This is a genomic window from Bacteroidota bacterium, assembly GCA_018692315.1.
Classification (GTDB): domain Bacteria; phylum Bacteroidota; class Bacteroidia; order Bacteroidales; family JABHKC01; genus JABHKC01.
On the sequence record JABHKC010000016.1, the window covers coordinates 24,222 to 37,763 of the forward strand.

Below are 13,542 nucleotides of genomic sequence, written 5' to 3' on the forward strand. Positions count from 1 at the left end.
CTCGTGAGGGTATTGATTATTTTAATAAGTTATCTTAAAATTTTGATTATTTCTGAATTATCATGCTTTTTGTTGAAACAAAGTTTTCTGCTTCAATTTTGTAATAATATGTACCTGAAGCATAATGACCTGAATTGAATTCGATAAGATATTCTCCTGCATCATAATTTTCAGAAACTAATATTTCTAATAGTTCACCAACTGGATTGTACAATTTTATTTGAACATCAGAAGATTCAGCTAAAAAGAATTTAATAGTAGTTGTCTGACTAAATGGATTAGGCATGTTTTGGTACAAGGCACTTAAAGAATTAGTAAGAGCTGTTGCTTTAAATTCTTCAACAACACTTATTCCATTGTTTGTAAAAAATTCGTCGCCTTCTATCCAGCTAACTACTTCAAGTTGATATTCATCATTTGTAGCATAGTCCCACAGAACAATTGAATAATTCTCACCATCTACTATTCCTTCAATTTCGTCTGTTGTAAAATCATCTCCCCAGATTGCTATTGAGATATTCTCTCCTGTATAAACAGTGCTTCCGAGCAATTTACCATCTAAATTGAATACTCCTATTTCGCTATTTTGTGATGGAGTAGTATCCCATGCTTTTGAAGGAATTCCAAGAGTCATATTGTTTCCAGTATTTGAAGTTTCGGTATATCTAACTGGTGTTGGAATGAAAACTTCTGTTTTAGAGGAAACTGAGTTTGCAAGGTAAGTAAGAGTTACAGCAAGATCAGTTTTAATCTGATATCCTTGTCCAGGATCTAAATCACCAATTGCGTTGATACCGTAGAATGGCCAATAAACCATACCCAGCGCATCTTTTACAATAATAGTATTTGCTACAATTTGACTTAGTAATGTTTCAACTGAAGCAGGTGATTGACGTAAGTATCCAAAAATACTCCATCCTTCTGGAATACTTATAGGTGAAAGTTCTGGAACAACTGCATATCCAACTACAGAAAGTGTTTGAGTTGTAGTCATTTTAACTTGATATCCTTCGCCAATAGTTAAATCACCAATAGCATTAATAAAGTATAATGGCCAGTAAACCATTCCTAAACCGTCTTTTACGATTATTACCTCAGATGCAATAGCTGCAAAAGCAGAATCTAAAGAAGGTTCGAATGGATCAATGTATGTTGAAATGATATTCCAACCAGTATTTATGACGATATCCTGAGTTTGAGAAGTTATTGCACTTAATGAAGCAACACCGCTCATGCCATTTCCAACAAAGTATGCATCATTAGGGAATGCTCCTGATAAATCATAAGTCGCATCAGCATCAAATTCAGAGGCTGTGGTTACATCCCAAATTTTCCATTTAAATTCTTCGTTAGCTGCAAATCCGTCAAAACCTACATCTGCTCCCCAAGCTGATAAGAATAAGTTGTTACCGTTTGTTTCGTAATAAACATATCCACCGCAAACTAAATCTCCATTTGCATCATTGAAGAATACACCTAAATAGCTGCCATCAGCAATAGGAGTGCCATCAATCGTAATATTTGCAGATACAGGTACAAGAATTGTATGATTAGTTGATGTAACTGTTGGTTCAGGCCATGGTAATCCAGAAGATATAACCACAGTATATGTAACAAGAGCGGTACAATTTGGATCAACAAGTGAATAAACATAACAACTTACATCATAACTGCCAGCAGCAGCAAATGTGTGAGTTGCATCTATTCCTGATGCTACATTACCATCATCAAAGTCCCAATCAACTGCATATTCTGCAAGGTCTATATTGGCAATTGTAGCAAAATAGTATTGCATATTACCTTGATCAGTAAAAGTAAAGTCTGCATCGGCATTACAAGGATAATTTAGTGTTGTAAACGTACTTGGTCCTGCCCAATCACTACAATCCGAACTTACGTACCAATCATAAGTTGTAGATGGCAACAGTCCAATTAATTGGTAATTTGTAGTTGTAATACCGGAAATTAGGGTTCCTGAACCTAATGAAAAACCAGTTGTACCCCACTCAATAAACCAAGTTGAGGAAGTTCCATTTTCTGTCCACTCCAAATCAGCAGTTGTTGTTGTGATGTTTGTTTCAATTAAATCTGTTGGTATAGGACAGGTCGTCTGTGCAAAAATACTACTCGAATACCCGAAAGTGAATAAAAGAGTTAGCACTAATAAAATTTTTGTAAAATTTTTCTTTTCCATACTTATTAATTTAGTTATTTATTTGTCTATTTAGTTAATATTTAATCTATTATAAATTTATTTATAGTCAATTTGTACTATTCATATAAATGTTTTTATCAAAAAAATTAATCATCTAAATTATGCTAATAATTTTATAAAACCAAACATTATATTAAAAAAAATTATTTTTTAACATTTGCAAGGTATTAGGTTCAACTTAATAATCCAATATTAGCGAAATTTTCGAAATACAAAAAAAAGTTATATATTTCTGAATATGTATAGTTTACTCGTATTGATTAAGGATTTTTCTTTAACAATTTAGTGCTTTAAGAACGCTAATTTTGTTACGAGATTAATTTGATAAAGTTAAATTGTTTGTGAATTTTATTAAATTCAAAAAAAACCTCACAATCGGAATTGTGAGGTTTTGAATTAATTAATATTTTGCTTAAAATCAGATTATTTCTGAATTAATAAGCTTTTAGTCGAAACAAAATTCTCTGTTTCAATTCTGTAAAAATACGTACCTGAAGAGTATTTGTCAGAACTAAACCCTATTGAATGTTCACCTTCTTCATAATTTTCTGAAACTAATACATCAAGAAGTTCTCCTACTGAATTATATAATTTCACTTTAACGTTGGCAGATTTCGCTAAGAAAAATCCAATAGTTGTTGAATGACTAAATGGATTTGGAACATTTTGATACAGTGAGCTTAACATTTGAATAGCTGATGTAGTTTTAAATTCTTTTACAACACTTATTCCATTGTTCACGAAATTCTCATCTCCTTCAAGCCAGCTCAGAACTTCAAGTTTATATTCCTTTTTTGAAACTTGATCCCAAAGAATAATTGAATATGATTCTCCATTTTCAATCCCTTCAATTTCATCTGTTGTAAAATCGTCTCCCCAAATAGCAATTGAGATATTTTCGCCAGAGTAAACCGTGCTTCCGAGTAGTTCTCCTTGATTGTTAAAAATACCAATTTCACTATTTATGGCAGGTACTAAATCCCATGCTTGTTGTGGAATTCCAAGAGTCATGTTGTTACCCGTATTGGAAACATTTGTATATTTAGATGGGCTTGGAATTAAAATTTCGGATTTAAGTGAAATCGAGTTTGCAGGATATGTAAGTACAATAGCAAGATCGGTTTTTATCTGATATCCTTGACCAGGAATTAGATTTCCTATACTATTGATTCCGTATAGAGGCCAATAAACCAGACCAATAGCATTCTTAACGATTGTAATATTGTTCACAATTGGATTTAACAGAGTTTCAATTGATGCCGGTGATTGACGTAAGTAGCCAAAAATACTCCATCCAAAAGGAATATTAATAGGTGTGATTTCAGGTACAACTGCTGCTCCTTCTACAGTAAGAGTTTGTGTTGAATTCATTTTTACTTGATATCCTTCTCCAATAGCCATGTACCCAATACTATTAATTCCGTAGAGTGGCCAATAAACCATTCCAATGCCATTTTTTACAATTACCACTTCTGAGGCAATTACCGTAAAAACAGAATCTAATGCAGGTTCAAATGGGTCAATATAAGTTGAAATAATATTCCAACCTGAGTTGATTATCATGTCTTGGGTTTCAATACTATTTGCACTCAAGGAGACTATACCGCTCATTCCATTAGCAACAAAAAAAGCATCGTTAGGGAGTACTCCAGACATATTATAGGCCGCTGTAGCATCAAATTCGATGGCTGTTGTTATATCCCAGATTTTCCATTTAAATTCTTCGCCATTTGCAAAACCGTCGAATCCAATATCTGCTCCCCATGCGGTAATAAACGAATTATTTCCTGAGGTTGTTTCATAATATGTATATCCTCCACAAACTAAATCTCCGATAGAATCATTGTAGAAAACACCTATATAGCTGCCATCTGAGACAGCAATTCCATCAATTGTAATATTTGCTGATATAGGAATCAAAATTGTGTGATTGGAAGAAGTAATAGTAGGATCTGTCCATGGTGCTGGCATTGATACAACAATAGTATAAGTTACTATATTAAGACATGAAGTATCAGAGTATGAATATACAAAACAACTAACATCGTAACTTCCGGGCAAAGCAAAAGTATGGATTGTTGATAAACCATATGCAGAGTTTCCATCATCGAAATCCCAATCAACGCCAAATTCACTGAGGTTTATATTTGCAATAGTTGTAAAGTCGAAAGTCATGTTCCCTTGGTCAGTGAAAGTAAAATCTGCATCAGCAGTACAAGGAATTGAGACATTTATTTGAATCCAATAATCTATCTGATCCCAGCATGTAGGATCGTTCACATCTTCAATCAAGCAAGATACTAAATATGTACCCGAAGCCGAATAAGTATGGCTAATATTGTTATTGCTATTATTAACAACTACTCCATCGCCAAAGTCCCAAGTAATATTATAAGCGCTTGCAGAATAAGGAGTTAATGTGTAGAATGAATATTCTCCATTTCCTAAATCCGTCCAATCATAATCTGCGTTCACTGTGCAAGTAGATCCGGCACTAGTGTAAATCCATTGTCCTTGTGTGTCATTACAATTAGGATTATTAAGGTCTTCTACATAAACTTCAACATAATATGAACCTGCTGCAGGATAAGTATGATAAACCCAGTCTGCACCTGATGTCATTGTCCCATCACCAAATGTCCATTCAACATAATAACCTGAGCTGTTATAAATATAGTTTGTGTACATACCCATTTCCAGTCCGTTTTCTTCCCACCAGGTGAAAGAAGCATCTACAATACAAGGTATAGAATCTGTACTAAAAATATCTAATTCGTAATTTCCAAACGAATTGGTATAACCATATACTTTTACGTAATAGGTTCCAATATTAAGATTTGCAAATTCTAATTGCGACTGCAATCCACAGAAATCATCATTATAACCAATTTGAGTTCCTCCGCAAGCATCCCATACCTCTAATTTTGTGTCGAAAGCTGAGTCTGAGTTACATAGAGAAACTGTAACAAGTGGATATAGGCTGTCCACTTCAAAATAATACCACATTTCTCCATAGGAAATGATAGAACCGCTTACAAATGGATCGTTTACATATCCATAATCAAGAGCTGCTGAACAACCTGTAGGAATAACAACTGTATCGCAAGAAACTGTAACAGATCCTCCGGTGGGATTCACGCCACCTAAACCATCTGAAAATACTAAATTTCCAACTCCGTCATAGATGTCATATGAGTTTTCATATGCCCAGCTTCCTGGAGAATAACTTGTACTTATTATATCTCCAGTTAAAACGTTCAAGGTGTATATTCCAGGTCCATAGCCAGTTAATAATGTTGCATTAGGGATAACTAAAGTTCCATTAACACTGATGTTTAACATTCCTCCATTCCATCCATCGCCATAATCATCATTTAGTGCAATTATATAATCGCATCCTAAAGATGAAACTGCAATTGTACTAGTGTATGAATCTGTACATGATGTATCATTCAAATCAGTAACTGTGCATGTTACATCATAAGTACCATCATTTGAGTATGTATAGCTAAGATTGTCGGCATTGCTAGCTGATCCTCCGTCTCCAAAGTCCCATGAAACAAAATAGCCGGCACTTGCAAATTGAGTATTAAGTGCAAAATCGTAGCTCATAAAGCCAGACGGATACCATGAAAACATGGCATCTACAATACAACCAGATGTTACTATATTAACAGAATAGTCTTCAACTTCGCCATATGTAAATATTGTACATGGATCGCTTGTGTCGAAGCTTGAATCAAATAGAACAATTCTCATAGTTGTTACTCCTGCAATTGCATTTGCTGGAGCAAGAATGGATGCATTAAATGTTGAGCCAGCATTAATTGTATTATGCACTTCGCCTGCGTCCATGAAATCACCATCTTGATTCCAGTCGATATAAACTTTGACATCATCTGTTGAATACAAGTTTGATACTGTTACAGATAGAGGCGAACCTAAAACAAAATTTACATCGTTCGAAAATGTGGTGAAATCTGTATATCCTCCATTATCAACAAAGGATGAATTACTAATTGAGCCAAAATTTACATTGCTGATGTACTCATAGGATTGAGAAGCACTTCCAGCGCTACAATAAATTTGCCCAAATGTGCTAATTGTCATAGCAATTAGCAAAATGAATAACATTAAATTTTTTTTCATACGCGATAATTTGATTAATTAGTTATAAATAAATTGAAATACAAAAGTATAATTTACTAGTGAGCAAGACTGTTAAAAAATCAATATAGTTGCAGTTTTTTATTATTTGAGGTTTTTCTATTTTTCCGACAAAAAAAATACCCCCACAAAGTATTGTGAGGGTATTAATATCATCAATTCAAATTATAAAATTCGAATTTTAAGCTTTATTTCTGAATCAACAAGCTTTTTGTATCTGTAAAGTTATTGCTGATTATTTTGTAATGGTATGCACCAGAAGCAAATTTATCAGCATTAAATTCTATAGTATGCTCTCCAGATTCAAATTCTTGCGAAACTAATACTTCAAGTAATTCTCCAACAACATTGTAAATTCCAATGTGAACATCAGATTTTTCTGCTAAAAAGAATCCTATAGTTGTAGTAGTACTAAATGGATTTGGTACATTTTGAAGCAATTCAGAAGAGTTTGAAATGAATGATGAGGTTTTAAACTCCCCAACAACACTTATTCCATTTTCTAAATATTGCTCATTTCCTTCAATCCAATTTGTAACTTCAAGATGATATTCTTCATTCATGAGTTGATCCCATAAAACGATAGAATATGTTTCACCATTTGAAATACCTTCTTTTGAATTAGTTGAGAAATCGTCTCCCCAAATAGCTACAGAAAGGTTAGATCCTGTAAAAACAGAACTTCCTAAAAGATCGCCATTTTGGTTGAAAATACCTATCTCACTATTTATTGAAGGTAGAATTTCCCATGCTTGTTGTGGTATTCCTAAAATCATATTGCTTCCGGTATTTTGGATGTCATTATAATTTATAGGGATTGGCACATAAACATCAGACTTAGTACTTGTTACAGTATTGGCTGGATATGTCAGAATATCTGTAGCATCCATTTTGAATTGATATCCTTGTCCAGGAACCATATTGCCAATTGCATTAATTCCATACAATGGCCAGTAAACCATACCAAAACTATTTTTGATAATTGTAATATTATTTACTATTGGATTCAGCATAACATCAATTGGTGCTGCAGAATGACGTAAATAACCAATTATACTCCACCCTGAAGGAATTGTAATTGGTGTTAATTCAGGAGCAACCATAAGACCAGTTATTGAAATGACTTGTGTTGAAAACATTTTAACCTGATATCCTTCGCCTATTGTAAAATCTCCAATAGCATTGATACCATAAGCAGGCCAATAAACCATTCCATATCCGTCTTTAACTAATTCAATTTCAGAAGAAACAGAAGCAAAGACTGAATCAACTCCAGGTTCGAATGGATCTATGTAAGTCGAAACAATGTTCCAACCTAAATCTGCTATAAGGTCCTGAGTCTGAACAGTTATTGCGCTCAATGATTGAATTCCGCTCATACCATTTGCCACAAAGAATGCATCATTAGGGAATGCACCAGATAAATTGTAAATTGCACTAGCATCAAATTCAGTTGCTGATGTTAGATCCCAAATTTTCCATTTGAATTCTTCGCCAGTGGCAAATCCATCAAATCCTATATCGGCACCCCATGCGGTAATGAACATATTATTTCCAGTTAAGGACTCGTAATATGTATATCCACCACAAATTAAGTCGCCATTTGCATCATTAAAGAACACACCAACGTAACTTCCATCAGAAATTGGTATTCCATCAACAGTAATACCAGCTAATGATGGTACTAAGATTGTATGGTTTGTGCCAGTTAATGCTGGTAATGTCCATGGTGCAGAGCTTGATACAATTACATCGTAAGTTACTACATCAGTACAAGTAGGATCTAATAATGAAGTAACTGTACATTCAACGAAATAAGTACCTGGAGCAGCAAATGAATGTGTAATATTCATACCTGAACCAAAGTTTCCATCATAGAAATCCCAATCAATAGAAAATTCATTAGAGCTGAATGTTCCAACAGTTGCAAAATCAAAGGTCATATTGCCTTGGTCAACCCAAGAAAAATCTGCATCTACATTACAGATACTGATTGTTTCTGTATATGAATCAAAGCAAGTAGGATCATAAGGGTCGGTTACAGTACAAGTTACATCATATAAGCCACCAAAAGAATATGTGTAGCTTACATAATCGGCATTGCTTGCCATTCCTCCATCTCCAAAATCCCAATCAATAATGTAGCCAGCACTTGCATATTGATTTACTAATTCAAAATCGAAAGTGTAGTTTCCAATATCATACCAATTAAACATGGCATCTAAGCCACATAGTGGGTTAAGAGGAACTGGATTAGTTTCGCCAAACTCTTCAGTTGCTATTTCAGACGAAATAGAAACAATGGGAGCTTGGCCAAATGTGCTAAAGGCTAAAGCAAATAACACACTAAATAGCATTAATGTTTTTTTCATACGCAATTAGTTTTAGTTAATAAAAAAATAAATACAAATATAGATATTTGAAGTTTCATTTACAAAGTATATTCCATTTTTCACAAATATTTAGGATTTTAACCTAATACATTTTAAGACTACAATGATTTTTGTTTTGTTGCAAAGAGTACAATTTAAAAATACTATTTCTTTTTTGAAGAAAATATTATTTCGATTTTCCATCAATTGAAGATTTCAATGAACTAATAATTAACACCAAAATTCAATCTAAAACACCAAATTTTACTTTATTGGAACGAAGCAAATAGTTTGAATATTAATATGTTTAACAATAATTTGGATATTATTACACTTCATACAAAATTATGTTACAATTTATGTTCATTATTAACTCTAATATTTATATTCTTCTCTTTTTAATTTCTGACAAAAAGTAACTTAGTTTTCGGAAATATTTAATAATTACTTATTTTTACGCCTGAAAAATAATATCAAATTATGAAAAAAATTACAATACTATTTGCTTTTCTTTTATTAATCGGGTTCTCAATATCTTCTTGTAAAGAGTGTGCAACTTGTTACATAAGTGTCCCGAGCGGCATTGACACTACTCCTGAGAAGTTTTGTGGTACGAATTCTGAAGTGTCCGATTTTGAAAAACAATATGCTGAAGATGCAGCATCCATTCCTGGAGTTGGAAATTCTGCTGTTTGCAGTAGATAAAGTTTGAGTTTCTCAGTTTTGAATATTAGATTGTAATTCTTTAATTCTATTATAATGAATAAAAAACCACTCGTTGCCTTAATTTTTGTCTTTTTTCTATTCTATTTTTCTTCATGCAAAAAGTGCACAACTTGCGAAATACAAAATGTAAATGGAGAAACTGAAGCTGCATACGATGAATTTTGTGGTACTAATACAGAAATAGAAAATTTTATTGACGATTTAGAGATTAGTGCAGAACAACTTGGTGGAGTTGGTACAGTAGTTTGTACATCCTATTAATTTGTATGCGTTCCAGTTTTTTCAAGTTAAGACTATTATTTCTAAAAAATAAATAGAAAAATTTGCATAATCATTTTCTGTCAAAATCAGATAGATGGCTAAAAGGAAACTTCAAAGGTTTGCAGATATTAAGCAATTTGATAATGTTGTTGATATTGAAATCTCAGATATTTTAAATCAAGATTTTGAACTAAAATTATTATGGAAGAGCAAATTCTTTAACAATTCAAACCCAATTGTTCTTGAACTTGCATGCGGAAAAGGAGAATATACTATTGGTCTTGCCGAAAAAATTCCTGAAAAGAATTTTATTGGGATTGATAAAAAAGGGGCAAGGATGTGGGTAGGAGCAAAATATGCTTTAGATAACAAACTACAGAATGTAGCATTCATCAGAACAAGGATAGAATTGTTAGCATCGTTTTTTGGGAAAAATGAAGTTGATGAAATTTGGATAACTTTTCCCGATCCTCAGCTTAAAAGTAGTAAAAAACGCTTAACATCAGCTCGTTTTTTAAATTTGTATAGGAACATAATAAAGCCAAGCTCAATAATTCATCTCAAAACCGATAGTCAGGAATTATTCGATTTTACAAACAAAATGATAGAATTCAACAAGCTAAACCTTTTGTTCTCAACCAATAATGTCGAAAATGCAAATCTATTTTCAGATATTTTATCAATAAAAACAAATTATGAGAATATTTTTCTTGAAGAAGGAAAAAAAATCAAATACTTGAAGTTTGAATTAAATAAAGAACAAAAAGTCATTCCTTTTGACTAATTTGGAATTAACAAAATTGTTGAAGGGATAATTATTATTCTTTGTTTTTTGTATCAATAATTATTGTTACAGGCCCACTATTTATTAGTTTAACATCCATCATTGCTCCAAATTCTCCAACTTTTGGCTTTTTACCGATATCAATAGCTATTTGACCAACGAAGTTTTCATAAAATGGTATTGCAATTTCGGGTTTTGCAGCATTTATGTACGATGGACGATTTCCTTTCTTCGTTTTAGAATGAAGAGTAAATTGGCTGATAATCAGAACCTCTCCATTAGTTTCTTTCAATGACAAATTCATTTTTCCTTCTTCATCGTTAAAGATTCTAAGATTTGAAATTTTGTTTGACAGCCATTTAATATCTTCCAGATTATCTGCACATTCAATTCCGATTAAAATTAAAAGCCCATCTTTAATTTCTGAAAATATATTTTTATTAATTGTTACCGAAGCTTCTGAAACTCTTTGGATTACAGCTTTCATATTAATGTATTAAAACAAAATGAAAATATTGTTCAATAATAATAAATTTTTCGATAATTTCTTTTTGTATCTTTGCATAAAAATTCATGGGGCTGATTTGGCTTTGACAGCAAGATGAATTGATTTGTAAGCATGTCGAGCAACGCAACTAACTCGTTAAACTTTTTGCAACTTTTTAAACGGCGAAAATAACTACGCTCTCGCAGCATAATCTTGCCAGGCACGATTAGCTAAATTCCTCGCTCAAGGAGTGAGGAACGAGATGTCTCGCAAACAATGCTTCCCGGTGGTTGTTTGCACATGGGGCACCATTCACATTGGGATAGTTTGGGTAGATTTTTCGATGCCCTTGCGAAATTCAGAAAATAAGGAAACAATAGATTGTTCTTTTTCAGTTGTTTCTCGAAAAAATTTTAAAGGACTAAACATGTAGAAAGCATTTTGGTTTCTTGTTTGGACCAGGGTTCGACTCCCTGCAGCTCCACCTTTTTTATTTAGTTCTCCTTAACTTCAATTTTCTATTGAAGTTTTTTTTTCGCCATACTTGCCATCAATTTCAAAAGTATTATATGAGATTTTTATAAAAAAACAAAAAATTTATGGAAATTGAAAACAAATTGTATCCATTAATAAAAGTGTTTAAATATCTTTGAAATGTAAAATTTGAAAATAAAAACTTGAAGTAGTTCCAAATATTTGGCATTTGTTCGGCAACAAAAATATAACAAAAATATCTGATATAGAGCTTATTATCAGTTACAAAAAAAGTAACAATCACTCAATCGTGGGCGAGTTGTTCAAACGCTATACTCAATTTGTTTTTTTAGTTTGCATGAAATACTTAAAAAATGAAGAAGATAGCAAAGACGCAATGATGCAAATTTATGAAAAACTTTTTGTAGATCTGAAAAAGCATAATATTGCAAATTTCAAATCGTGGCTTCATGTTGTTACGAAAAATTTTTGTTTGTTGAAAATTCGTAGCAGTAAAACAAAGGTACAGTTTTCGGAATCTATTATTATCGATGATGAAAGTGATTTAATAGAAGATTTTAGTTTTTTTCATAAAGATATTGAAAATGGAAAAGAAGAAAAATTGCAAAGCTTGGAAAAAGCTATCGAAAGTTTAAACGAAAAACAAAAGAAGTGTATAGAAATGTTCTATCTTCAAGAAAAGTGTTATAACGAAATTGCTGATGCGACCGGCTTCAGTCTGAAAAACGTTAAAAGTTTTATTCAAAACGGAAAAAGAAATATTAAAATGAAACTCCAAAAAGATTATTCTTAAGTAATGAAAACCAAATACGATAATATTTTCTCAAAATCAGAATGTGTTTCAATAGATATGAAACAAAAATATCTTGAAAATAAATTAGATTCGAAAGAGATGTTTTTGGTTGAAAAACATTTGCTTGATTGCGAAATGTGTTCCGATGAGATGGAAGGATTGTCTTATTTGAAAAATATTAATCAACTCAAAGATATTAATGAGAAGATTGTCTTACCTGGCATTTTCAATAATAATTATGAAAAGCCTAAAACTATAAGGCTAAATAGCTGGAAAAAAGTTATTTCGATTGCTGCTATGGTAGTTGTTATTTCAGGGATTTTTGTAATTGTAAATAATTTAGTTGAGAAAAACCAATCTGAATATATGGCCGTTGAAACCGAAAGTGAAATTGACAGCTCTCAGAATATCCATTTTGAGGATCTATATGAAATGACTGTAGTTGAAGAAAAGATTGAAAAAGAATTTAAGGGAATAGAAAAACAAGAACTCAATAAACAAGAAATTGAAAAACCCGAAATTGAAGATTATAAAGAGCTACAAATAGTTGAAAACGTAGAAGTTGTTGAAAATCAGTTGAGCGTGATGGATGAAGATATTACAGAAGAAGAATCTGATTATGAAAATGAAATCTATGAAATATCAGAAGAAGAAAATGAAAATCTGAAAAAACCTAAAAGCAATCAATCTTTTGAGAAATCTTCTCAGAAATCGATAAGTGCAAATGTGCCGGAGGCAAGAAGATTTAAAGCTGTTCAACCAGCATCGGAAAGTGTTGAAGAAACCAAGAGCCCAAAAAATCATTTTCAAATCTCAAATATTAGTGAGAAAAAAAGGAGCAAAAGCCATATCAAGGAGCAGACAAATGAAAAGAGCGATTTGGATAAAGCTATGAATAAATATAATGCCGGAAAATATAAATCGGCATTAAAAATACTCAGCAAAGAAATATCAAAACAAGAAGACAATTTTCAAGCTATATATTTTTCAGCACTTTGCTACTTTGAAACTGAAAAATATGATGAAGCTTTAAACAATTTAGACAAAATAATTTTGGCAAAAAGTCCTAATTATTTAGTGAAAGCACAAATAAAAAAAGCTGAAATTCTGATTGTGCAAAAAAAATATGAAGAAGCAAAATCTATATTACATCAGATTATTCAAAAAAATGGTGAGCTTCAACATAAGGCAATCGAATTGTTGGAAACTATTACTAATTGAAATTCAGCTTTTCTGCTCTTA

9 protein-coding genes and 1 other RNA gene are annotated in these 13,542 nt (G+C 32.1%); 6 read left to right on the forward strand and 4 right to left on the reverse strand.

Annotated features, from left to right (window positions below; all coding sequences use genetic code 11):
- Positions 1 to 46 precede the first annotated feature (46 nt).
- The 3 genes from HN894_00980 to HN894_00990 form a co-directional block, all read right to left on the reverse strand.
- Positions 47 to 2,194 carry a T9SS type A sorting domain-containing protein gene (locus HN894_00980; protein ID MBT7141880.1) on the reverse strand — a complete coding sequence of 716 codons (2,148 nt, stop codon included), beginning with the start codon at positions 2,192 to 2,194 and terminating at the stop codon, positions 47 to 49.
- 444 nt (positions 2,195 to 2,638) lie between these two features.
- Positions 2,639 to 6,364: a PKD domain-containing protein gene (locus HN894_00985; protein ID MBT7141881.1), complete on the reverse strand. Its 3,726-nt coding sequence runs from the start codon at positions 6,362 to 6,364 to the stop codon at positions 2,639 to 2,641.
- A 206-nt stretch (positions 6,365 to 6,570) separates the two neighbouring features.
- Positions 6,571 to 8,754, reverse strand: coding sequence for a T9SS type A sorting domain-containing protein (locus HN894_00990; GenBank protein MBT7141882.1), 2,184 nt, complete (start codon positions 8,752 to 8,754; stop codon positions 6,571 to 6,573).
- A 480-nt stretch (positions 8,755 to 9,234) separates the two neighbouring features.
- On the opposite strand from HN894_00990, the gene HN894_00995 reads away from it, so the two are divergent.
- The 3 genes from HN894_00995 to trmB all read left to right on the forward strand — a co-directional run bounded on the left by HN894_00995 (position 9,235) and on the right by trmB (position 10,525).
- The gene (locus HN894_00995; GenBank protein MBT7141883.1) at positions 9,235 to 9,459 is read left to right on the forward strand and encodes a hypothetical protein; all 225 of its coding nucleotides are present in this window, start codon (positions 9,235 to 9,237) and stop codon (positions 9,457 to 9,459) included.
- Between the two features lie 54 nt (positions 9,460 to 9,513).
- Positions 9,514 to 9,741 (forward strand): hypothetical protein, encoded by a 228-nt coding sequence (locus HN894_01000; protein ID MBT7141884.1) that lies wholly within the window; start codon positions 9,514 to 9,516, stop codon positions 9,739 to 9,741.
- A gap of 94 nt (positions 9,742 to 9,835) precedes the next feature.
- Positions 9,836 to 10,525, forward strand: a complete 690-nt coding sequence (gene trmB, locus HN894_01005; protein ID MBT7141885.1) for a tRNA (guanosine(46)-N7)-methyltransferase TrmB — start codon at positions 9,836 to 9,838, stop codon at positions 10,523 to 10,525.
- 34 nt (positions 10,526 to 10,559) lie between these two features.
- Here the strand turns inward: trmB and dtd are convergent, their stop codons facing one another.
- Positions 10,560 to 11,012: a D-tyrosyl-tRNA(Tyr) deacylase gene (gene dtd, locus HN894_01010; protein MBT7141886.1), complete on the reverse strand. Its 453-nt coding sequence runs from the start codon at positions 11,010 to 11,012 to the stop codon at positions 10,560 to 10,562.
- Between the two features lie 88 nt (positions 11,013 to 11,100).
- On the opposite strand from dtd, the gene ssrA reads away from it, so the two are divergent.
- The 3 genes from ssrA (at position 11,101) to HN894_01025 (ending at position 13,521) form a co-directional block, all read left to right on the forward strand.
- Positions 11,101 to 11,499: a transfer-messenger RNA gene (gene ssrA, locus HN894_01015) on the forward strand.
- A gap of 216 nt (positions 11,500 to 11,715) precedes the next feature.
- Entirely contained in the window at positions 11,716 to 12,300 is a 585-nt protein-coding gene (locus HN894_01020; protein ID MBT7141887.1) for a sigma-70 family RNA polymerase sigma factor, read from the forward strand.
- A gap of 3 nt (positions 12,301 to 12,303) precedes the next feature.
- Positions 12,304 to 13,521: a hypothetical protein gene (locus HN894_01025; GenBank protein ID MBT7141888.1), complete on the forward strand. Its 1,218-nt coding sequence runs from the start codon at positions 12,304 to 12,306 to the stop codon at positions 13,519 to 13,521.
- Positions 13,522 to 13,542: the final 21 nt, after the last annotated feature.

Excerpts from the sequence above, each read along its gene's own strand:
- HN894_00985 (MBT7141881.1), bottom strand. The coding sequence starts at position 6,364 with ATGAAAAAAAATTTAATGTTATTCATTTTGCTAATTGCTATGACAATT.
- HN894_00995 (MBT7141883.1), top strand. The coding sequence starts at position 9,235 with ATGAAAAAAATTACAATACTATTTGCTTTTCTTTTATTAATCGGGTTC.
- trmB (MBT7141885.1), top strand. The coding sequence starts at position 9,836 with ATGGCTAAAAGGAAACTTCAAAGGTTTGCAGATATTAAGCAATTTGAT.
- HN894_01025 (MBT7141888.1), top strand. The coding sequence starts at position 12,304 with ATGAAAACCAAATACGATAATATTTTCTCAAAATCAGAATGTGTTTCA.
- dtd (MBT7141886.1), bottom strand. The coding sequence starts at position 11,012 with ATGAAAGCTGTAATCCAAAGAGTTTCAGAAGCTTCGGTAACAATTAAT.
- HN894_00990 (MBT7141882.1), bottom strand. The coding sequence starts at position 8,754 with ATGAAAAAAACATTAATGCTATTTAGTGTGTTATTTGCTTTAGCCTTT.
- HN894_00980 (MBT7141880.1), bottom strand. The coding sequence starts at position 2,194 with ATGGAAAAGAAAAATTTTACAAAAATTTTATTAGTGCTAACTCTTTTA.
- HN894_01000 (MBT7141884.1), top strand. The coding sequence starts at position 9,514 with ATGAATAAAAAACCACTCGTTGCCTTAATTTTTGTCTTTTTTCTATTC.